This window comes from Streptomyces sp. NPDC052773, from assembly GCF_044547145.1.
GTDB lineage: Bacteria > Actinomycetota > Actinomycetes > Streptomycetales > Streptomycetaceae > Streptomyces.
On sequence record NZ_JBITZX010000002.1, the window covers coordinates 1 to 20,234 of the forward strand.

Below are 20,234 nucleotides of genomic sequence, written 5' to 3' on the forward strand. Positions count from 1 at the left end.
TCGTCGGCTCCTTCCACCCCCCGGCCGGCGTCCTGTGCGACCTGGCCGCGCTGGACTCCCTCCCGGTGCACGACTACGTCTCCGGGCTCGCGGAGATCGTCAAGGCCGGGTTCATCGCCGACCCGGTCATCCTCGACCTGATCGAGGCCGACCCCGAGGGCGCCCGCACCCCGGCCGGCCCCCACACCGCCGAACTCATCGAACGCTCCGTCCGGGTCAAGGCCGAAGTCGTCTCCTCGGATCTGAAGGAGACCGGGCTGCGGGAGATCCTGAACTACGGCCACACCCTCGGCCACGCCATCGAGAAGAACGAGCACTACACCTGGCGCCACGGAGAGGCGATCGCCGTCGGTATGCACTTCGCCGCCGAACTCGGGCGGCTCACCGGCCACTTGGACGACGCCACCGCCGACCGCCACCGCACCGTACTCGCCTCAGTCGGACTACCCCTGCACTACCGCCGCGACCAGTGGCCCCACCTCCTCCGGGCCATGAAGGTCGACAAGAAGACACGAGGGGACCTGCTGCGCTTCATCGTGCTCGACGGCCTCGCCAAACCGACCGTCCTGGAGGGGCCCGACACGGACACCCTCCTCGCCGCATATGGCGCGATCGCCAACCCCCTTGGCCGGAGCTGAACTTGTGGTGTCTGACGGCGCTGGCTAGCCTGACGTCAGTTGTCAGACAACCAAGGACTTCACCGAGGGGACTGCCCTATGGCTCTGCGCCCGATCGCCCGGCCCTCGACGGCCCGCGAGGTCATCGCGCTGCTCCACAAGGAGCTGGCCGACGGCGCCTGGCCGATCGGTTCGCGCATCCCTTCGGAGACGGAGCTGGCGGCCGAACTCGGCGTGAGCAGGCCCACGATCCGGGAGGCCATCAGCGCGCTGGTGCACACCGGGATGCTGGAGGCGCAGCGCGGCAAGGGCGTCTTCGTGCGGTCCGTCTCCGACCCGGCGCCCATGCTCCAGAGCATCGAACTCGCCGACGTACGCGATGTGTTCGAGGTGCAGCTGTGCTTCGACGTGCAGGCGGCCCACTCGGCGGCCCGGCGCCGTACGCCGCAGGACATGGCGCGGCTCTGGGAGCTGCTCGCGGCGCGGCGGGAGGCGGCCGGGCGGGACGACGCGGAGTTCGGCCGGCGGGACGCCGCGCTGCACCTGGCCGTCGTGGAGGCGGCACACAACGTGACGCTCGCCGAGTGCTACCGGTTCTTCGTCGGGCGGCTCCAGGAGAGCCTGGACCTGTTCGCCGGTGAGGACACGCACCTGGAGTGCGGCATCGAGGCCCACGAGGCGCTCGTCCAGGCCATCGAGGACCGGGATTCCGAGGGTGCCGCCGCGGCGGCACGGCATGTCGTCCAGACGAGTCTGCACGCCCTGGAAGGGCTGCTGGCGGTGCGCGCCGGCCGACCGGAGCCGGCGGCGGTTCCGCGTGGCCGGGGCCGCGCGCGGCCCGGCGGCTGACCGCTCGCGCCGCGGCAGCGGCCGCGGCGGCGATGGCGGGCACGTGTGAGGCGGCGAGACAGGGAGGAGGCACTCCATGCCGGCACCCGGGGACCAGCGACTCGTCGGGCGTGAGCGGGAACGGGCGGCCGTGCGCCGCGCGCTGGACACGACGGCGGCGGGCAGAGGCGCCCTGCTGGTGTTCCACGGACCGTCCGGGTCGGGCAAGTCCCTGCTGCTGCGCACCGCCGCCGAGCAGGCCGCGCGGCGCGGGATGACCGTGGCGACGGCCCGGCTCGCCCGGCTCGACCAGCACTCCGCGATGGCCCCGCTGCTCACCGCGCTGAGCACCGGGCCGCGCCCGGTGGTCAGCGCCGTACAGGCGGAGTCGCTGGCCGCGTTCGCCGACCGGCCGACGCACTGGAGCCGGCTGATCGAACTGCTGCACCGGCTGATCGAGCGGCGGGCGGCCGACCGTCCGCTGGTGATCGTCCTGGACGATCTGCAGTGGGCGGACCAGCTGACCCTCGCCGCCCTGGAGACCCTGCTGCCCCGGCTCACCGAGCTGCCGGTGCTGTGGCTGGCGGCCTACGCCGACTTTCCCGTCGTACGGCCCACCCGGGACGCCCTGGACCGGCTGCTCGCCGCGCACGCCGAGGTGGTGACGCTGTCCGCGCTGGACGAGTCGGCGGCCGGGGAGCTGGCGGCCGGACTGCTGGGCGCGGCACGGCCCGAGGACGTCCGGCGGGTGGTGGCCGCGGCGGGCGGCAACCCGTCCCTCATCGAGCGCCTGGTGCACCTGCTGCGCGAGGAGGGACGGATCCGGACCGGGGACGGCGAGGTGCGGGTGCTGGGCGGGCATCCGCCGGCCGACCTGTCGCGGGCGACCGCCCCGGTGCTGTCCGGGATCTCCCAGCAGACGCGGGAGCTGTTACAGGTCGGCGCGGTGCTGGGGCGGCGGTTCTCGCTGCCGGACGCGGCGGCGCTGACCGGCAGGTCGACGATGGAGCTGGCGACGGCCGCGCAGGAGGCCACGGCGGCGGGCCTGCTCGCGGACGACGGCACCGCGTTCCGCTTCCGTGCCCCGCTGGTCCACCGGGCCCTGCACGGCAGTCTGCTCGGCCCGGTGCGGCGCGCGCTGCACGCGGAGGCGGCGCGCCTGTGCGCGGCGGAGGCCCGGCCCTGCGCGGGCAGCGTCGGTCATCTGATCCTCTCCGGCGCCCCGGAGGACCTGGAGCAGGGCGTGGCCCAGCTGGAGTGGCTGCTCCGGCACGAGGACGTGCCGTCCCGGGAGCGGGAGGAGCTGCCCGGGGCGCTGGTGGCCCAGCTCCGCCGGTACGAGCCGGTCGCGGCCGGGCCGGTGCGGACGGCGGTACGGCTGCTGCTGGCCGCCGGGCAGACCGGCCCGGCGCAGCGGCTGCTCGACACGGCGCTCGACGCGGCCGGCTGGGAGACCGACGTGGAGGCCGTGGCGTTCGCGGAGCTGGTGGAGGTGCTGCTGCGGCTGGGTCATCCGCACGACGCGCTGCGGCAGTTGCGGCGGGTGGCGAAGGGCAGCCCTCCGCCCGTCCGCCGCCGGGCCTGGTTCACGCTGCTGGAGTCCCGCTGTCTGCTGGCGTACTCCGGGGCCGACACCGCCCGCGCCGCCGCTCTCGCCCGGTCCGCCGTCGGTGCGGCCCGGCGGAGCGGGGACGCGGCCTCCGCCACCCAGGGCACGGCGCTGCTCGCGCTGTGCGCCCAGCGCGCCGGTGACGTCACCGGGGCGCTGCGGCTGGCCGAGGAGGCGGTCGCGGCCGGGCCGCACGGCACGGAGCGCGGCTTCGGCTGGGAGCGGGCGGTGCCGGCGCTGATCATCAGCGCGGCCGGGCGCCCGCTCGACGCCGCCGAGGTGCTGAAGGCCTGGCGGGACGAGACCGGTGAGCAGGGCTGGGTGTGGGCGGCCCCCCGCTGGCACCTCGCGCGGGCCGTGCAGCTGTGGCACTGCGGGCGGCTGGAGGACGCCGAGCAGGAGGCGCGGGCCGGTGTGGAGGCCTGCGAGCGGTTCGCGGACCCCGGCACGCGTGCGGCGCTCGGCGCTCTGCTGGTGGTGGTGGCGACCGTGCGCGGGGACCTGGAGCGGGCCGCCGCGCATCTGGAGCCGCCGACGGGCGCGCCGTCCGGTCTCCTCGGCGGTTTCGCCGCGTTCGCCGCCGCGTGGCACCTCGACGCGTCGGGCGACCCGGAGGCGGCCGTACGGCGGCTGGCGGACGTGTGGGCCGATCCGGGGCGGCACGCCTGGTTCCTCGCCGCCGATCCGCTGGCCCTGCCGCACCTGGTGCGGATCGCGCTGCGGGCCGGCGCCCACGAGCAGGCGGCGGAGGCCGTCGACCTGGCCCGCCGGCTCGCCCGGCGCAACCCCGCCCTCACCCCGCTGACCGGGGCCGCCCTGCACGCCCAGGGCCTGTACCGCGGGCTCGCCGCCCCGCTGCACCGGGCCGTACGGGCCTTCCGCTCCGGCTCCCACCCGCTGGCGCTGGCCTCCGCGCTGGAGGACGCGGCCGACGCCACCCGGGCGCAGGGCGAGCCGCTGCGCGCGACCGAGATGCTCCTGGAGGCGCAGCGCATCTACGTGGCCGCCGGGGCGGGGCTGGGCGCGGAGCGCGTGCGGCGCCGTACCCGGTTCGCGCCCGGCGGGCTCGTACGGGACGTGCCCGGCGGCGGTGCCGGGGAGGCGGCCGGGGGCGGTCGGCGGGTGCCCGATGACGGGCGACGGGTGGCCGGTGGCGGCCGGCAGGTGCCTGGTGGCGGCCGGGAAGCGCCGAGCACCGCCCGGGAGGTACCCGGTGGCGGCCGGCAGGTGCCCGGTGGCAGCCGGGAGATGCCCGGTTCGGGATCGCGACCCGGGCCGCGGCCCGGGTCGCGGTCCGCGCCGCAACCGGTGGACGGCACGGCCGGTGACTGGGACAGCCTCACCCCGTCCGAGGTGCGGGTCGTCCGGCTGGTCGCCGAGGGGCTGACCAACCGGGAGACCGCTCAGCGGCTCGCGGTGTCCGCGCACACGGTGGACTCCCATCTGCGCCGCGCGTTCGCCAAGTTGGGCGTGTCGCGGCGGGTGGAGCTGGCCCGTTACGTGCTGGCGCACAGCCCGTCCGGGCAGGTCCCGGCGCCCACCTCGAAGTGACGCCACCCAACCGACAGGAGACAGAGGAGCCATGCGCGCTGCTGACGCCGCCCCGGTGACCACCCGGATCGAGACGGTCGGGACGGAGGTGTCGGAGGGCCCCGTCGTCGGCCGGCTGGAGGGACCGGGCCACAGCGTGGCGGCGTACCGCGGAGTGCCGTACGCGGCCCCGCCCGTGGGCCCGGACCGCTTCGCCCCGCCCCGCCCCCACCCCGGCTGGACCGAACCCCTGCGCGCGGACGGCCCCATGGGCACGGTCCCGCCGCAACTCCCCTCTCCGTTCGCGGCGTTGATGGGCGACCCGGTCGGCTCGCCGCAGACGGAGGCCTGTCTGACGGTGAACATCTGGGCCCCCACGACCGGGGACGGCCCGCGCCCCGTGCTGGTGTGGCTGCCCGGGGGCAGCTTCCTCACCGGCGGCGCGGACCTGCCCCGCTACGACGGCGCGGAGCTTGCGGCGCAGGAGGGCATCGTCGTCGTCCTGGTCAACTACCGCCTCGGCGCCCTCGGTTTCCTCGCCCCGTCGTGGGCGGAACCGGCCGCCGTGGAGGGCACGGGCACCTCCCTGTCCTTCCGTACGGCGCCGGGGACGACGCATGTCACCAACGCCGGGCTCCTCGACCAGATCGCGGCGCTGAGCTGGGTGAAGCGGGAGATCCACGCCTTCGGCGGCGATCCCGGCGAGATCACCGTGATCGGCCAGTCGGCCGGCGGCCAGTCCCTCGCGGCGCTCCTCGCACTGCCCGTGGTACGCCCGTTGTTCCGCCGGGCGGCGCTGCACAGCGCGCCCCTCGGCATGCCGCCGCTGACCCGCGAGGAGGCGGCGCGCACCGCCGACGACCTCCTCGCCGCGCTGGACGGCGAGGACGCCCGGTCCGTGTCCGCCGAACGGCTGCTCCTCGCCCAGCGGCACGTCCTCACCCGGCCCCGGCCGCGCGGGGACGTCCGGCCGCCGTTCCAGCTCGTCGCCGACGGCACGGTCGTCCCGGACGATCTGCCGCGCGCCCTGCGCCACTCACCGCCCGGGGACGGCCTGGACCTCCTCATGGGCGTCACGCGCCACGAGTGCGCCCTGTGGTACGGCAAGGACCCGGCGACGGCGGAGATGACGCCGGACGAGGTCGCGGCGGAGTTCGCCGCGGTGTTCGGCGCCCGCGCCGGGGAGGCGCTGCGGCACTACACCTCCGGCGCGACGCCGCCGGTCGCCTTCGAGGAGCTGAAGACCGACGCGTTCTTCACCGCGCCCACGCAGCGGTTCGCCGACCTCGCCGACGCGTGGGGCGCGACCGTACGGCTGTTCCGGTTCGACTGGCAGGTCCCCGGCCGCAACGCGGCCCTGCGCGCCTGCCACTGCGTGGAGATCCCGTTCCTGCTGGGCCGCGCGGAGGCCCGCCGCGCCCCGGTCTTCGCCGACGCGGACCAGGAGGAGATGGCCGCGCTGCGGGCGCGGGTGCGGAGTCTGTGGGGCGAGTTCGTACGGTCCGGTGTCCCGGCGGCCGACTGGCGGGCGTGCCGGGGCGAGGACCCTGTGGTCCGGGTGGTGGGCGGCGAGCGGGACGGGGAGCTGCTGGACTCGCTGACGGAACCGGGCAGGCGGCGCTTGTGGAGCTGACGGCATGAAGAAGGTGCCGCCGGGGGGAACTCCCCGACGGCACCCGTACCTCACCGGGACGGCCGACGTGGGCGTCGTCAGACGGTCAGCAGGACCCGGTCCAGGTCGCTCTGGGCGTTGTAGATGGTGCGCTCCGGGTCGGTGATGGCGCGGCGGCCGTGCATGACCCGGGTGTTGTCGATCAGCGCGACGTCGCCGTCGGCCCAGTCCAGTTCCTCGGTCAGCTCCTCGGTGACGCTCTCCACCTCCTTGAGGATGTGGACGGGGATGTCGCGGCCGTCGGCGAAGGTGATGCGCGGTTTCTCGTAGTGGTTGGAGGGGCCGAGGATGCTGTTGGCGAAGGCCAGGCGCTCGCCGAAGAGGGTGCCGTGCGCGGCGGGGACCCGGTAGGCGTAGTGGATGGAGCCGTCCTCGAGCAGGTCGATGATGGTCTCGCCGGGTCCGGCGGCCAGCTCGCGCAGCTGGTCCACGGTGACCGAGGCCGCGTCGGAGGTGCCGAGGTGGAACGCGGCGAACGCCTTCCACTTGGCCTCCTCCACCCGGCGGCTGTAGACGACCTCCTGCTCCCGGAACATGCCGCGGGCCTCCTCGCTGAGGGCGTCCCACACCCGGTAGCCGTCGCATACCGTGGTCTGCGAGCCGGACGAGGCGGCCTTCTCGCAGAAGAACCAGGTGAGCGTGGGCGCGAACGGGCTGTTGCCGTTCTCCAGGTGCAGCCCGACCGCGTCGTACCCGGCGTCCACCTTCTGCGCCGTGGACCCGCCGTGGAAGGTCCGCGCGGGGTCGAGCGTGACCCGCTCCGAGTGCGCCCCGACGAACGCCGAGAACTCCTCCAGATCCGGCCGGAACCCGCGCAGCAGCAGGAAGCCCGCCTCCCGCAGCGCCCCGATCACCTGCCCGGGCCGCAGCTTGCCGAGGGTCGTGCCGGGCTCGGCCGGGGTCAGCAGCAGTCCGGTGCCGGAGCCGTAGGAGGTCACACGCGCATGGTCGATCATGGTTTCTCCTCTGAAAGCCGGGAAACGTGCCACAACAGGGGGAGCTGCCGGATGTGCGCTGCCGCGCCGGTCGCCGGGAGCGGCGCGGCGGGGGTAGTGCGGGGGTCGTTCAGTCGAAGCGGCCGGCCGTGACCGCCGAGAGGACGGCGGAGCGGCGGGGCCGGCCGGTGACGGTGAAGAACTCGGCGTGCAGGGTCTCGTCCGCGGGGACGAGGTGGGCGACTTCGACGCGTTCGACGTCGGAGAGCCGGTCGCGGCCGAGGGCGTCGAGTTCGGCGCGTACGGTGTCGAGGGAGGCGCGCGGGTCGACGAGGAACAGGCCGTGCAGGGCGGGCAGCCCGTCGCCGACGACCGCGACGGCCAGCACGGCGGGGTGGGAGCGGTACTGGGCCTCGACCCACTCGGGTGCCACGTTGCGGCCCGCCGCGGTGATGATGACGCTCTTCTTGCGGCCCTTGATCCAGATGTAGCCGTCCTCGATGTCGGCGAGGTCCCCGGTGTGCAGCCAGCCGTCCTCGTCGACCTCGCACCCGGACGGGTCGCCGCCGCCCTTGTAGCCCGCGAACAACGACGTGCTCTTCACCAGCAGTTCACCGTCGGGGGCGGTGCGCACCCGCACATGGGCGAGGGGGGCGCCGACGCTGCCGAGCCTGCGGGCGCCGGGCGTGTTCCAGCTGACGACGGAGCTGTTCTCGCTCAGCCCGTAGCCCTCGTAGACGGCGATCCCGTGGGCGTCGAGGCGGCGCAGGGTGTCCACGTCGACGGGGGCGCCGCCGCAGCACACCAGCGGGGCCTCCTGCCTCCCGAACAGTGCGGCGACGGGGTCGCGCCGGTCGGCGCGGGCCGCTTCGGCGGCGGTCAGCATGGCCTCGGCGAGCGCGGGGGTGACGACGAGCGCGGTCGGCTGCGCGGCGCGGATGTGCGGCAGTACCGCCCGCGGGGCGAACGAGGAGGTGCCGACGAGCGGGACCTCGGGCGGCAGCAGGACGAGCGTGCCGCCGTCGCACACCACCAGGTAGACGGCGGTGACCTGTTCGATGAGCAGGCTCATCGGGACCAGGGAGAGATAGCGGCGGTAGGCGCCGTCCGGCATCGCGGTGCGCAGCGAGCGGATCAGTTCCTCGAGGGCGGCCTCGCGGATGCAGACGCCCTTGGGGCGCGAGGTGGTGCCGGAGGTGTGGATGATCTTGCAGAGCCGTTCGCCGGCGTCCGCCTCGGGGGAGGTCGGTGCCGGGAAGAGGGGATCCGTGCCGGACGGCTCCCGGTCGATGTCGAGCACCCGTAGCTGCGCGTCGGGGGGCAGCACCTGCTCCAGCCCCCACTCCGTCAGCCGTGCCACGCCCGCCGCGTCGGCGAGGCAGACATCGATGTCCGCGAGCAGGGAGGCCGCCTGTTCGGCGGTGAACGCGAGCGGCACCACCACCTCGGCGCCGCCCGCGCCGAGGATCGCGAAGTCCGCGACGAGGAACTCGGGCCCGTTGGCGGTGACCACGCCCACCTGGAGCTGCGCGGGGTCGGTGGGGTCGCCGTCGGGGCGGGCGTCGCGCGGCCGGACGGGGTACGCGCGCAGGTCGGCGGCGACGGCCGCGGCGGCGGCGACGATCCGGCGGTAGGAGTAGGAGCGGGCCACCGACCCGTCGGGGGCGAGGACGTCGACCAGCGGGCGGTCGTCCTCGGCCAGGGATGTCAGGCTCTTCTCAAGCGTGTGCACCGGACACCTCCTGGGCCGTGCCGACGAGGGTCCGCACGGCGAGTTCGACGAAGTTGTAGCGGCCGGTCAGGCTGTTGATCAGGCGTCCGATGCTGTCCAGCGGGACCACGCCGGTGGTGGGCGACCGGTCGTAGTACGTGCCCCAGCCGGCCCGCTCGGCGTCGTCCATCCAGTCGGTGGTGGCCTGCCGCAGCGGCAGGAACGGCACACCCGCGCCCGCCATGGACCGCTCCACCTTGTCGGTGACCGTGGCTAGGATGAAACGTTTCCCCTGACACCAGGCGATGACCGGCAGCAGCCGGATCAACTCGCCGCCGGCGCCGCCGGAGCCCGCGAGCGGGCCCACCTCGACCACCTCGCCGCGCTCGGGGGCCACCTCCACGACCGACGCCAGGACACGCTCCACCGCGTCCCCGAGGTAGTTCTCCGAGAAGAACCCCTCGGGGCGCGGCCCGGTCAGCCCCGCGCAGGCGACGATCGGACCGCCGGGACTCTCACGGACCGTCACGAAGCGATCGGGACGCGGCTCGGTCGTCGCCCCGTACACCTTGCGGTAGCTGTTCTGGGCGAACGTCCGCGCCTCGAACCACTCGGACGTGCCGGACTCCGCGATGGCTATCTCCATGTCGAAACCCCCCTGTCGGCCCGGTCACCAGTTCACTTCGAGGTCGGAGTGCATCAGCTTCAGCACCAGCGGCGGCGGCAGCCGGTACTGGCGGCGCAGCAGCCAGGTGATGCGGCGCATCAGCCAGGCCGGCCGCCGGTCCAGCCACGTCAGCGACTCCTCCAGCGCGGTCAGGACGCGTTCGATGTCGGCCTCCGACACCGTCAGCGGCGGATAGAAGCGCAGGACGGGCTGGTCCATCTGCTCGTTGAGGGAGTGGCCGAGGTGGATGCCCCGGGCCGCCATCTGCATGGAGATCAGGTTCTCCACGGACGGGTTGCGGGTGCGCAGTCCGGTCATCAGCCCGATGCCGGGGGCGTCGACGAGGTGCCGCGGATGCTTGCGCACCGCCCGCCTCAGTCCTTCGCGCAGCGCCCGGCCGACGGTCTCGGCCCGCTCGGGCAGGTTCCTGTCCCGCACCTCGCGGATGGTGGCCGCGGCGGCGGCCATGGACAGCGCGGAGACGGCCGTACCGTCGAGGACACCGGGGTACCACTGCGGGGACCGGCGGGCCCGCGCCAGCACCTCCTCGGTCATGGCGACCACCGCGACGGGAACGAAGCCGCCGGTCAGCGCCTTGGACAGGAGCATGATGTCGGGCTCGACACCGGAGTGTTCGACGGCGAACATCCTCCCGGTCCGCCCGAACCCGGTCTGGATCTCGTCGGCGACGAGCAGGGTGCCGGTGTCCCGGCAGGCCCGCGCCACCTCGGGCAGGAAGCCGGCGGGCGGCACCCGCAGATAGGCCCCGCCGAGCACCGGTTCGACGTACACGGCGGCGACGTCGCGCCCCTTCAGGGCTTCCCGTACGGCCCTGGCGTCGCCCGGCGGGACGATGACCAGGTCCTCGTCGGCGGGCGTGAAGTCGTCCCGGTGCTCGTGCTGGCCGAGGACGGTGAGGGCGCCGAGGGTCTTGCCGTGGTAGCCGCCCTCCACGATGACGATCTTGCGTCGGCCGGGGTTGGCCAGGTAGGCCGCGCGCAGGGCGATCTCGGAGATCTCGGCGCCGGAGCAGCCCAGCGAGAACTCGGTGAGCCCGGCGGGCAATATCTCGGTCAGCAGTCCGAACAGGTCGGCGATCGCGGGGTGGACGGTGCCCGGCACCAGGGCCGGCGCGGTCTCCAGGGCGTCGAGGACGGCGGAGCGGACGGCGTCGTTCTGGTGGCCGACGAGGAAGACGCCGTAGCTTCCGGCGAAGTCCAGGGCGCGGGAGCCGTCCTCCGCGAACACCTCGGTGCCGCGGGCGTGCGACTCCAGCTGCCGCCCGGCCGCGGCCATCATCAGCGCGGCGGTGGGGTTCCAGTGGCGGCCGAGCGTGGTGAGGACCTGCTGGCGGTCCATGGCGGCCACCGCCGTCGCGGAGCTCATCGTCCGGCCTCCTGGGTGTCGAGCGACTTCAGCGCCTCGGCGAGCCGTTGCAGGATCTGGTCGGTGTCCTCCCGGTCGGCGGTCAGCGGCGGGGTGAGGGTGACCAGTTCACCGGCCGGCTCGCGGACGAGGACGTCCCGGGCGGCCAGTTCGGCGGCGAGCGTGCGGGCGGCGGCCGGGTCCGGGGTGCGCACCCACAGCAGGGAGCCGTCCGCGTGCAGGTCGACGGCACCGGACAGTTCCTCACGCAGCCGGAGCGCCGCCTGCTCGAACTCCCGCTGACGGGCGGCGAGATCATCGCTGATCACGGCGTCGAGTACGGCGCTGACGGCCGTGGCGGAGAGCGGGTTCGCGCCGAAGGTGGAGCCGTGCAGGCTGGGATTGCGGCGGCCGTAGACCCGGTCGTAGGCGGCGCGGGTCATCACCGAGACGCCCACGGGCACGGCGTCGGCGCCCAGCGTCTCGCCCATGACGAGGACGTCCGGGAAGACGCCGAGCGCGCTGGTGCCGAGCGGGCGGCCGAGCCGTGCCGGGGCGGTGCGGCGTTCGTCGAGGACGAGCAGTGTGCCGGTGCGGTGGCAGCGCTCCCGCAGCGCCACCCACCAGTCGTGGGACAGCCGGCGCAGTGGCCGCCCGGGCGCCGCCGGGGCGATCACCACGGCCGCCACCGACTCGTCGACCCGCTCCAGCAGTTCCTCCGGCGCGTCCGCCGAGACCGTGCGGGGCCGCAGCGGCGCGCCCGGCAGCACGGCACTCCCCCGGCCCAGCGCACGCCCGTGGCTGAGCGCGCCGAAGTCCTCACCGCGGATGCCGAGCGCGTACGGGCGGTCCGGGTGGGTGCCCTTGGCCAGCTTGAACGCCGAGTCCAGCGCCTCGTCACCGCTGTTGCACAGGTACGACACGGACAGCGGCCCCGGACAGAACTCCGCGAGCGCCGCCACCGCACCGGCCAGCGGGCGGCTGACCAGGATGCGGCTGGAGAGCGCGACCCGGCGGGCCTGGTCCGCGATGGCGGCCCGGACCCGCGGGTGAGCGCCGCCGAACCCGCCGCTCGCGGCGTCCAGCACCACCCTGCCGTCCCGGGTCTCGATCCGGGCCCCCTGCTGCCGGGCCACCACGGGCACCGGCCGCTCGGGGGGCGCCCCGGGTGACGCGTCCCGGATCAGATGCCGGTGGACGACGGCCACGGGATCGGCCGGGCCGGCCACGCCCACATCGGACGAAACTGCAGATGTCATCTTCTCTTTCCCATCGGATGGTTACCAAGCGGGTGCCGGGCAGCACGCGTCGCCGGGTCGGGTGGCGTGCTGCGCGGCCGGAACGGTCTCAGGGGTGTGAAGACGTGCAGGTACGACGTACGACGTACGGATACGAGACGGAGGGCAGGCGAACGGCGGCGCCTGGTCGAGGCTCTTCGGAGTGTGATCAGCCCTTCGTCGAAGAGGAGGGGGAGGTCGAAGAGGAGAGGGAGAGCGTCGCGTCCCGCCCCGCGCCGAGCCCGATCACGGCCATGAGGACGCAGAGCCCGACGAGCACCGCCAGGGGAACGCCCCAGCCGCCGGACAGCTGGTGCAGCGCGCCGACCCCGAACGGCCCGGCCGCGGCGAGCGCGTAGCCGACGCCCTGCGACATGCTGGACAGCCCGGCGGCGCTGTCGCCGTCCCCGGCGCGCAGCCCGATGAGGGTCAGCGCCAGGCTGAACGCGGCACCGCCGATGATGCCGAGGACCAGCGCCCACAGCCAGATCGTCCACATGGGCGCGACGACCACACCGATCAGCCCCACCGCGGTGCCGAGCGCTACGACCACGCAGAACCCGCGCTGCCCGCGCCCGCCCCGGTCGACGAAGAACGGGACGACCATGGACCCGGCGGCCTGGAGGAAGGTGATCGCCGACATCATGTATCCGGCGGCTTCCTCGCTCATCCCGCGGTCGACGCAGATGGCGGGCAGCCACCCGAAGATCACATAGGCGAGCAGGGCCTCCAGGCCGACGAACGCGGTGACGAGCCAGGCGAGCCGGTCCCGCAGCAGGGGCCCGACGGAAGCCCGCCGTCCCTCGGTTGCGGCGACCCGCCGCATCCCGAACGGCAACCAGGCGACGATCCCCACCACGACGGGCACGGCGAGCAGGCCCAACGACCCACGCCAGTCGGTATCGACGACGTCCTCCAGCGGGATCACCGCACCGGCCGCGGCGGCACCGCCGAAGGTGAGCGCCATCGTGTACGTGGCCATCATCAGCGGGACCCGGTCCGGGAACTCACGCTTGATCAGACTGGGCAGCACGACATTCGCCACGGCGATGGCACCGCCGATCACCACGGTCCCGGCGTACAGCAGCGCCGTGGGCTCCAGCAGCCGCACCAGGATTCCCGCCAGCAGCACCGGCAGACACCCCAGCAGCACCCGGTCCTCGCCGAACCGGTGCCGCAACGCCGGCCCCAGCCCCGCGAACACGCCCAGACACAGCACCGGCAGCATGGTCAGCAGCCCCGCGCCGGTGCCCGAGAGCCGCAGATCCTCCTCGATCTGCGGAAGCAGCGGTCCCAGACTCGTGATCGCCGGCCGGAGATTGAGGGAGACGAGAATGATCCCGGCGATCAGCCCGGCCTTCCGCGCGACACGCGCCCCGGGCGCCGGGAGGACCGGCGCGAGATCCGGTACGGAGCTTGATTGTTGAGTCAACGAACTTCTTCCTTCCCCCGCTGGCGAGGGTGTGACAGCGCCTGTCCTGACAGCGCTCTCTCATTGCCGACTCAACGATCATCGCGACGCTCCGGGACCCGCCCATCCCGTGAATACGTGTACGGTGCGGGCATCCCGTAAGTACGTGATCCCGGCGCCCGGGTGCTGGTAGGCACGTCGGAGACGTCCGCCGCGGACACGATCCTGTAAGACGTGAACGTCCGATCGGTTTCGACGGCGTGATGCGACGGAGTCGCCATGGTCGTGCGTCGACAGGCAAGGATGGGTTATTTCGCCCCTGCGACAGGGAGTGCGCTTTTCAGTAGCGCTTCTTCCTTGCTGGATATGAGGTGCGTGAACAGCTCTTGAGAGTAGCCGAACACAACCGCGAAAACGAGGATTTGGATCGGATCTGTCACCTGGACGACCTTGCTGGCACTCAACAGCGCTACGCCCAGCAGCGCGGTGAGCCCACCGGCCGCCATTTTCAAAAATCCTTGGGCGGCGTGAAGCCCATAAGGATCCAACGTCTTGCGACTACGTGCGATAGTGAATACAGTCGCTATGAGGCCACCCAGGGCGCCGGAAACTTCCACCAAAGCAAAGTCAGTGGATCCGGATTGGCCAGTGATCGTTGGGCACACATGCTGCTCACCCTTGAAGCAAATAAGGCTCCCACCGCCCCGCGGCCACGCAAAAGCCCGGACCAGAGCAAGCGCGATCAGCACTGTCACCAGGAGCAAAGCAGCGTAGGTCAGCATCCGTTGGAAGGTTCGAAGACGGCCACGGTTGATGCTGCATACGTAGTACGACCACCGTAGTGCTGATATAAGCCGTGCGCGCTCGTGTGGCCACATCCAATAAGTACGCCGCTTGGAGTGCTTCGTCCGCTTGTTGAGCCAGTCATCCACCCACCGTCGCCGCGGGTCTTCTTCGGGAAGATAGTCATCTATGGAGCGCTGAATTCTCGGCAGCTCGGCCCAGAACTGCTTCCGTGTGAGGATCTGGGCTAGCGACACTTCGGCCTCATGGATCGTTGTCTGCACAAACTCCATGTATCCCGAGCGCCGCCACGGCTTGTTCCACGTCCTTGTTCGCGTCACCAGGCGCACTTGCATCGCGTTGCGAAGTATGGATCTGTACAGGGCTCGCCGCCAACAGCGTTCAGTTTCTCCACACTTGCATGCACGCAACGCTTCTTCTGCCTGGAGCCTGATGCGATCCATGCGCGCATTGGCGGCTATACGCCAGCGGGCACGCCTGGGCCGGTCGATCCTCTGGTTGCGACAGAACCCCCGGACCCACCTCTTGGCTCTCCCGGGTATGCGAAACCTCGGCAACCGAGCGGGGATTGACTGCCGATCGCTCGGCTGGGTCACAGGCTGCGAGAGAGTCGTCTGCCTTCACCTCTTCCTGAGCACCAGGCTGCTCCTGCGATGCAGGCGCGGCAACTGGATCTTGAGCATCAGGTGATGTGTGCTGACGAGAGCTAGACACGTCTTCTGCAGAGACCAAAGCCCGGAAATGATCGAGGGCCCTGTCTCACATGATGTGATCCAAGGCCCTGACCTGCGACTACACAGTCCTCCATGCAGTCGGGACGACAGGATTTGAACCTGCGACCCCTTGACCCCCAGTCAAGTGCGCTACCAAGCTGCGCCACGTCCCGATGCGCTGTCCCGCGGGGATCCGCGTGATCGCGCGGACAGCACTTTACCCCACGGGCCCGGCGGCGCCGAAGGGGGGCCGGGCGGGGACAATCGTCGTATGGGTGGAACGGGACACGAAAGCAGCACGTCGCAGGCCGGGCGGGACCGGGACGCGGAGGCGCGGCCGGGCGCGCGGGACCGGGACGCGCAGGGGCGGACGGGCGCGCGGGACCGGGACGCGCAGGGGCGGGCGCGGAACGCTCGGCCCCGGGACGGGCTGGGGAGGCCGTTGCCGTACGGGGCGGAGGGGGTGGAGCGGCAGCCCGAGGGGGTCGTGCGGACGCCCGAGGAGACCGTGGCCGAGGCGCAGGCGCTGCTGGACGCGGGGAAGCCGTTCCACGCGCACGAGGTGTTCGAGGACGCCTGGAAATCGGGGCCGGACGAGGAACGCGCGCTGTGGCGGGGGCTGGCCCAGCTCGCCGTGGGGCTCACGCACGCGGCCCGCGGCAACGCGGCCGGCGGGGCGCGGCTGCTGCGGCGCGGCGCGGACGCGGTCGAGGAGTGGGCGGCGGTGTCCGGGCGGCCGGAGCCGTACGGCATGGATCTCGCGGGCGTCGTGGCGTGGGCCCGGGAGCTGGCGGAGGTCGTCGGGGCCGGGGCGGACGGCGCGGACGGGATCGGGGCCGGCGGGGCCGCGGTGGTGGACGCGCGGGCACGGGCCCCCCGGCTGTACGGAACGTGACCCCACGGTGGCGCTGCCGGGGGCGTACGGCAGACTCGGGGCGTGCGAAAGATTCATGTCATCGGTATCGGCGCGGGCGACCCCGAGCAGCTGACCCTCCAGGCGGTCCGGGCGCTGCGCGGCACGGATGTGTTCTTCCTGCTCGACAAGGGCGAGGTGAAGTCGGACCTCACCCGGTTGCGCCGGGACATGCTGGAGACGCACATACCGGAGGGGACGTATCGCGTGGTCGAGGCGCGCGACCCGGAGCGGGACCGCCGTGCGGGCGGCGCGGACTACTCCCCGGCCGTGGGCGACTGGCGCAGCGCCCGCGCCGGGATCTACGAGCGGCTCATCCGCGACGAGCTGGGCGAGGACGAGACCGGCGCGTTCCTGGTGTGGGGCGACCCGTCGCTGTACGACAGCACGCTGGGCATTCTGGAGGAGGTGCTGGGGCGGGGAGTGGTGGCGTTCGAGTACGACGTCGTGCCCGGCATCAGCAGTGTCTCCTCTCTGGTCGCGCGGCATCGCACCGGGCTGAACCGGGTGGCCGGTTCCGTGCAGATCACCACCGGGCGGCGGCTCGCCGAGGGGTTCCCGGAGGGCGTGGACGACGTCGTGGTGATGCTGGACGCCCACCAGGCCTTCCGGAAGTACGCCGACCAGGACATCCACATCTACTGGGGCGCCTACCTCGGCACCCCGGACGAGATCACCGTCTCCGGGCCGATCGCCGAGGCCGCGCCGCGCATCGAGCGGCTGCGCGCCGAGGCCCGGGAGCGCAAGGGCTGGATCATGGATACGTATCTGCTGCGGCGCGATCCGGGACGGAGCTGACGGAGAGGCCGGTCCTCGCTCAGCCCCTCCGCCCCTCGGCGCAGTGCGCCGCGCTGCGCCGAAAAGGGCGCGCCGAGGCGGCCGACGGCACGGCACCCGAGCAGACCGCTCCCGCATGCGCGCAGGAGCCCAACCTGCGGGACGGCATCGCGGCGGCCGTACGGACGGGCGGCGCGGACCCGGAGACCGTCACCCGGGCGGCGACCAGCCCGGAGGGCGTGCACGAGCTGCCGTCCGGGTGCAGGCGGACATCGGCCGCCCGGCGGGCGCGGATCTGCGGGCCGCGGTCGACGCGATCGCCAAGCGGCTGCTGGTCGAGGACCTGAGCAACGAGCTGACGAACCGCCCACGTCAGCCGGCGCTGACCGGGGCGCGCTGAAGGAGGCTCAGGCGTCGCCCGACCCGGCGCACCCGAGGCCCAGCCGGGCAAGGGCCTCCGGTACGCCGGGGACGGCGACCACGCCTGCGGGCAGCGGTGGGCGCCGTACGACCACGACGGGCAGCCCGAGGTCGCGGGCCGCCGTGAGCTTGGCGGCGGTCGCGTCTCCCCCGCTGTCCTTGGTCACCAGGACGTCGACGCGGTGCTCGCGCAGCAGCGCCAGCTCGTCGGCGACGGTGAACGGGCCGCGTGCCAGCACCTGTGTCATGTCCGGCGGCATCGGCGGTTCGGCGGGTTCCACCGACCGTACGACGAAGTGCAGCCGGTCCAGGTGCGCGAAGGCGGCGAGGTCCATGCGGCCGGTGGTGAGGAGGACCCGGCGGCCCAGGCTCGGCAGCAGGTCGGCGGCCGCGGTCAGGGAGGCGACCGAGTGCCAGCGGTCGAGGGGGCCCGGGCGCCAGCCGGGCCGGCGCAGCACCACCAGCGGCCGTCCGGTCGCGGCCGTCGCGCGCGCCGCGTGAGCGGTGATCGTGGCGGCGAAGGGGTGGGTGGCGTCGACGACGGCGTCCACGGCGTGGGCGCGCAGCCAGTCGGCGAGGCCGTCGGCTCCGCCGAAGCCGCCGACGCGGACCTCTCCGGCGACCGCGCCCGGCCGGGACACCCGCCCCGCCAGCGAGGTGGTCACCCGCGTGCCGGGGCGCTCCGCCAGCTCGGCGGCGAGGTGACGGGCCTCGGTGGTGCCGCCGAGGATCAGGATGTGGCGGGGCATGGGGTGGAGCGTATCGAACGGGTGACGGGGTGGGTTCGGCCGCGTGGATCGAACGTGCGGGTCCGGCCCCCGCGTGGATCGAACGCGCGTGGATCGAACGTGCGGGGGTCCGGCCGCGTCGTAGTCGTAGCCGTGGGAGTGATCAGACGGCCGTTTCGTCGAAAGGACCCTGCGTTGACCTCTCTTCGCCGTACCGCGCGTACGGGGCTCGCCGCCGCCCTGCTGGCCGGCGCACTGATGACGGTGACCGCCGCCTGCGCGGGCGAGGCCTCGCCCTACCCGGCTGCCCGGGCGGGCTCCGGTACCGACTGGAGGGAACCGGCCGCCTACTCCTACACCCTGGAGTCGAGTGAGGGGGAACGGTCGCTGCTGGGCAGGTTCCGGGTGACCGTGCGGGACGGCGAGGTGACCGCCGCCTCCGGCCTGGACGACAGCGCGCGCCGGGCGGTGGAGCGGCTGCCGGACGAAGTGCCCACCCTCGGCGAGCTGCTGCGCGAGCTGGAACGGGCCCGTAAGGAGAACGCGGACACGGCGGAGGCGGAGTTCGCCGCCGACGGACATCCGGTCCGCGTCTCCCTGGACTGGGACGCGAACGCCCTGGACGACGAGGCGCTGTACGTGATCAGCGATTACGAGCCCCGCGGGTAGTCCTCGGAAGACTCAGGCGTCCAGAGGTTCGGTCGGGTCGACGGGGTGCCACGCCGGGCCGTCCCCGTCCCGGCGGACCCGCCCGAACACCACGTCGGCGAAGTGGACGCCGAAGCCGATGGTGTCGGGGGCCGCCAGCTCGGCGACGAGGCGGTGGCGGTGGTCGGCGGCGCGGGCCGGGTCGTGGTCGTCGAAGGCGGAGATCCACTCGGGGTGGTCCGCCTGGATCGGCGAGTGCAGGGCATCACCGAAGGCGATCAGGCGCCGTCCGCCGGAGGTGATGACGTACTCGGTGTGTCCGGCCGTGTGCCCGCCGGTGATCCGGACGCGCACGTCCGGGAAGATCTCCTGATCGTCCGTCACGGTGCGCAGGCGCGGTGCCAGGGCGGCGATCTCCTCGGTCGCGCCCTGCCCCGCCGACGGCGCGTACTGGGCCCATTCCGGCGCGGAGACCAGATGGTCGGCGGCGGAGAAGGCCGGCCGGCCGGAGCCCGGCAACGGATGACTCGCCCATCCGATGTGGTCGATGTGGAGGTGGGTGAAGGCCACCGCCTCGATGTCCTCGGGCCGGCGGCCGAGCCGGGCCAGATGGTCCAGGAGCGCTCCCCCGTGGATCTCGCCGCGCGGTCCGTCCGGGGCCGCCGGCAGCCGCCGCGGCCCGAACCCCGCGTCGATGAGCAGCGCGCGGTCGCCACGCTCCACCAGGAGGGCACCGATGCTCGCCACCAGGTGGCCCGAGTCGTCCAGGTACTCCGGGTGGGCGGCCCACACCGCGTCGTCCGAACCCAGCAGCAGCTCGCGCGGGCGGAGCCGCACATCGCCGTCCGGCACGTACGAGACCTTGGTGTCCCCGAGCCACAGCGAGCGGATCTCCCCCGGCCGCCGCAGCCGCGCCGACCACTCCGGCCCCTCCGGCCGTTCCCATCTCTCCGACCTCGCGGACCTCTCCGATCGCCCCGCCTCATTCGTCCGTCCGTCACGGTCGACCAAGGACTCAGCCATGGTTCCTCCCCCTTGCTCCGGTGTCGGGCGTCGATGACACCGAGGACCATAAGCATAAAGCTAGAAACATTCAAGCTGTAATTATTCTGGATTGATGAAATTGCTAGCATGAGCCCATGACGACGTCTCGGGAACCGCATGCCATCGCCGAGCGCGAGCTGTGCGGTCTGGTGAACGGGCTGGCCCAGCAGATCGCCGACCACGTACGCGAGCGCGCCGTCACCCTGGGCCTCACCGCCGCCCAGGCGACCGCCCTGCGGGAGATGACCGGGCCGATGACCATGCGAGAGCTCGCCGACCGCATGAGCTGCGAGCCTTCCAACGCCACCTTCGTCATCGACAAGCTGGAGAAGCAGGGCCTGGTCGAGCGCCGCGCGCACCCCACCGACCGCCGCGCCAAGCACCTCGTCCTCACCCCGGAGGGCGCCGCCCTCCGCGAGCGGCTCCTCGAACTCCTCGTCCAGGACTCCCCGCTGGGCGCGCTCACCCCCGAGCAGCAGCGCACTCTTCAGGACCTGCTCAAACAGGCCTTGACGCGTACCTGAGTCATACGTTTCCCCCGGTGCCGACGGCCCGGCCGACCCCG

At 73.2% G+C, this 20,234-nt stretch carries 18 protein-coding genes and 1 tRNA gene; 9 read left to right on the top strand and 10 right to left on the bottom strand.

What is annotated here, in order from left to right:
- The 4 genes from ACIG0D_RS05120 to ACIG0D_RS05135 form a co-directional block, all read left to right on the top strand.
- The coding region (locus ACIG0D_RS05120; protein WP_399796365.1) for a 3-dehydroquinate synthase family protein at positions 1-638 on the top strand (638 nt) is incomplete at its 5' end.
- A 78-nt stretch (positions 639-716) separates the two neighbouring features.
- On the top strand, positions 717-1,466 hold the full coding sequence (locus tag ACIG0D_RS05125; RefSeq protein WP_399796366.1) for a FadR/GntR family transcriptional regulator: 750 nt from the start codon (positions 717-719) through the stop codon (positions 1,464-1,466).
- A 76-nt stretch (positions 1,467-1,542) separates the two neighbouring features.
- Positions 1,543-4,605 (top strand): ATP-binding protein, encoded by a 3,063-nt coding sequence (locus ACIG0D_RS05130; RefSeq protein ID WP_399796367.1) that lies wholly within the window; start codon positions 1,543-1,545, stop codon positions 4,603-4,605.
- A gap of 31 nt (positions 4,606-4,636) precedes the next feature.
- Positions 4,637-6,217 (top strand): carboxylesterase/lipase family protein, encoded by a 1,581-nt coding sequence (locus ACIG0D_RS05135; RefSeq protein WP_399796368.1) that lies wholly within the window; start codon positions 4,637-4,639, stop codon positions 6,215-6,217.
- Between the two features lie 77 nt (positions 6,218-6,294).
- Here ACIG0D_RS05135 and ACIG0D_RS05140 read toward each other — a convergent pair whose 3' ends face one another.
- The 8 genes from ACIG0D_RS05140 to ACIG0D_RS05175 all read right to left on the bottom strand — a co-directional run bounded on the left by ACIG0D_RS05140 (position 6,295) and on the right by ACIG0D_RS05175 (position 15,312).
- Positions 6,295-7,212, bottom strand: a complete 918-nt coding sequence (locus tag ACIG0D_RS05140; RefSeq protein ID WP_399796369.1) for a TauD/TfdA family dioxygenase — start codon at positions 7,210-7,212, stop codon at positions 6,295-6,297.
- 109 nt (positions 7,213-7,321) lie between these two features.
- Positions 7,322-8,923: an AMP-binding protein gene (locus tag ACIG0D_RS05145; protein WP_399796370.1), complete on the bottom strand. Its 1,602-nt coding sequence runs from the start codon at positions 8,921-8,923 to the stop codon at positions 7,322-7,324.
- On the bottom strand, positions 8,910-9,548 hold the full coding sequence (locus tag ACIG0D_RS05150) for a thermostable hemolysin (protein ID WP_399796371.1): 639 nt from the start codon (positions 9,546-9,548) through the stop codon (positions 8,910-8,912). The genes ACIG0D_RS05145 and ACIG0D_RS05150 overlap by 14 nt, the downstream gene beginning before the upstream one ends.
- 24 nt (positions 9,549-9,572) lie before the next feature.
- Complete coding sequence (locus ACIG0D_RS05155) at positions 9,573-10,955, bottom strand: aspartate aminotransferase family protein (protein ID WP_399796372.1); 1,383 nt, start codon at positions 10,953-10,955, stop codon at positions 9,573-9,575.
- Positions 10,952-12,193, bottom strand: coding sequence for an aminotransferase class III-fold pyridoxal phosphate-dependent enzyme (locus ACIG0D_RS05160; protein ID WP_399796373.1), 1,242 nt, complete (start codon positions 12,191-12,193; stop codon positions 10,952-10,954). The genes ACIG0D_RS05155 and ACIG0D_RS05160 overlap by 4 nt, the downstream gene beginning before the upstream one ends.
- 187 nt (positions 12,194-12,380) lie before the next feature.
- Positions 12,381-13,643: a CynX/NimT family MFS transporter gene (locus ACIG0D_RS05165; RefSeq protein WP_399796374.1), complete on the bottom strand. Its 1,263-nt coding sequence runs from the start codon at positions 13,641-13,643 to the stop codon at positions 12,381-12,383.
- Positions 13,644-13,930: 287 nt separating this feature from the next.
- Positions 13,931-14,404 (bottom strand): hypothetical protein, encoded by a 474-nt coding sequence (locus ACIG0D_RS05170; RefSeq protein ID WP_399796375.1) that lies wholly within the window; start codon positions 14,402-14,404, stop codon positions 13,931-13,933.
- A gap of 834 nt (positions 14,405-15,238) precedes the next feature.
- Positions 15,239-15,312 (bottom strand) — tRNA-Pro (locus ACIG0D_RS05175).
- 98 nt (positions 15,313-15,410) lie between these two features.
- On the opposite strand from ACIG0D_RS05175, the gene ACIG0D_RS05180 reads away from it, so the two are divergent.
- From ACIG0D_RS05180 to ACIG0D_RS05190, 3 genes are all read left to right on the top strand, one after another.
- Positions 15,411-16,034: a DUF309 domain-containing protein gene (locus ACIG0D_RS05180; protein ID WP_399796376.1), complete on the top strand. Its 624-nt coding sequence runs from the start codon at positions 15,411-15,413 to the stop codon at positions 16,032-16,034.
- Between the two features lie 42 nt (positions 16,035-16,076).
- Positions 16,077-16,850: a precorrin-6A synthase (deacetylating) gene (gene cobF, locus ACIG0D_RS05185; protein ID WP_399796377.1), complete on the top strand. Its 774-nt coding sequence runs from the start codon at positions 16,077-16,079 to the stop codon at positions 16,848-16,850.
- Between the two features lie 238 nt (positions 16,851-17,088).
- Entirely contained in the window at positions 17,089-17,229 is a 141-nt protein-coding gene (locus ACIG0D_RS05190; RefSeq protein WP_399797109.1) for a hypothetical protein, read from the top strand.
- 7 nt (positions 17,230-17,236) lie between these two features.
- Here the strand turns inward: ACIG0D_RS05190 and ACIG0D_RS05195 are convergent, their stop codons facing one another.
- Positions 17,237-17,998 (bottom strand): cobalt-precorrin-6A reductase, encoded by a 762-nt coding sequence (locus ACIG0D_RS05195; RefSeq protein WP_399796378.1) that lies wholly within the window; start codon positions 17,996-17,998, stop codon positions 17,237-17,239.
- Between the two features lie 174 nt (positions 17,999-18,172).
- Here ACIG0D_RS05195 and ACIG0D_RS05200 point away from each other — a divergent pair, with 174 nt between their 5' ends.
- Positions 18,173-18,646, top strand: coding sequence for a DUF6174 domain-containing protein (locus ACIG0D_RS05200; RefSeq protein WP_399796379.1), 474 nt, complete (start codon positions 18,173-18,175; stop codon positions 18,644-18,646).
- A gap of 12 nt (positions 18,647-18,658) precedes the next feature.
- Here ACIG0D_RS05200 and ACIG0D_RS05205 read toward each other — a convergent pair whose 3' ends face one another.
- Entirely contained in the window at positions 18,659-19,648 is a 990-nt protein-coding gene (locus ACIG0D_RS05205) for an MBL fold metallo-hydrolase (RefSeq protein ID WP_399796380.1), read from the bottom strand.
- A gap of 116 nt (positions 19,649-19,764) precedes the next feature.
- Between ACIG0D_RS05205 and ACIG0D_RS05210 the strand changes: the two genes are divergently transcribed.
- Complete coding sequence (locus tag ACIG0D_RS05210) at positions 19,765-20,193, top strand: MarR family winged helix-turn-helix transcriptional regulator (RefSeq protein ID WP_399796381.1); 429 nt, start codon at positions 19,765-19,767, stop codon at positions 20,191-20,193.
- The last annotated feature ends 41 nt before the right edge of the window (positions 20,194-20,234 follow it).

Excerpts from the sequence above, each read along its gene's own strand:
- ACIG0D_RS05125 (WP_399796366.1), top strand. The coding sequence starts at position 717 with ATGGCTCTGCGCCCGATCGCCCGGCCCTCGACGGCCCGCGAGGTCATC.
- ACIG0D_RS05130 (WP_399796367.1), top strand. The coding sequence starts at position 1,543 with ATGCCGGCACCCGGGGACCAGCGACTCGTCGGGCGTGAGCGGGAACGG.
- ACIG0D_RS05135 (WP_399796368.1), top strand. The coding sequence starts at position 4,637 with ATGCGCGCTGCTGACGCCGCCCCGGTGACCACCCGGATCGAGACGGTC.
- ACIG0D_RS05140 (WP_399796369.1), bottom strand. The coding sequence starts at position 7,212 with ATGATCGACCATGCGCGTGTGACCTCCTACGGCTCCGGCACCGGACTG.
- ACIG0D_RS05150 (WP_399796371.1), bottom strand. The coding sequence starts at position 9,548 with ATGGAGATAGCCATCGCGGAGTCCGGCACGTCCGAGTGGTTCGAGGCG.
- ACIG0D_RS05155 (WP_399796372.1), bottom strand. The coding sequence starts at position 10,955 with ATGAGCTCCGCGACGGCGGTGGCCGCCATGGACCGCCAGCAGGTCCTC.
- ACIG0D_RS05160 (WP_399796373.1), bottom strand. The coding sequence starts at position 12,193 with ATGACATCTGCAGTTTCGTCCGATGTGGGCGTGGCCGGCCCGGCCGAT.
- ACIG0D_RS05170 (WP_399796375.1), bottom strand. The coding sequence starts at position 14,404 with ATGCTGACCTACGCTGCTTTGCTCCTGGTGACAGTGCTGATCGCGCTT.
- ACIG0D_RS05180 (WP_399796376.1), top strand. The coding sequence starts at position 15,411 with ATGGGTGGAACGGGACACGAAAGCAGCACGTCGCAGGCCGGGCGGGAC.
- ACIG0D_RS05195 (WP_399796378.1), bottom strand. The coding sequence starts at position 17,998 with ATGCCCCGCCACATCCTGATCCTCGGCGGCACCACCGAGGCCCGTCAC.
- ACIG0D_RS05205 (WP_399796380.1), bottom strand. The coding sequence starts at position 19,648 with ATGGCTGAGTCCTTGGTCGACCGTGACGGACGGACGAATGAGGCGGGG.
- ACIG0D_RS05210 (WP_399796381.1), top strand. The coding sequence starts at position 19,765 with ATGACGACGTCTCGGGAACCGCATGCCATCGCCGAGCGCGAGCTGTGC.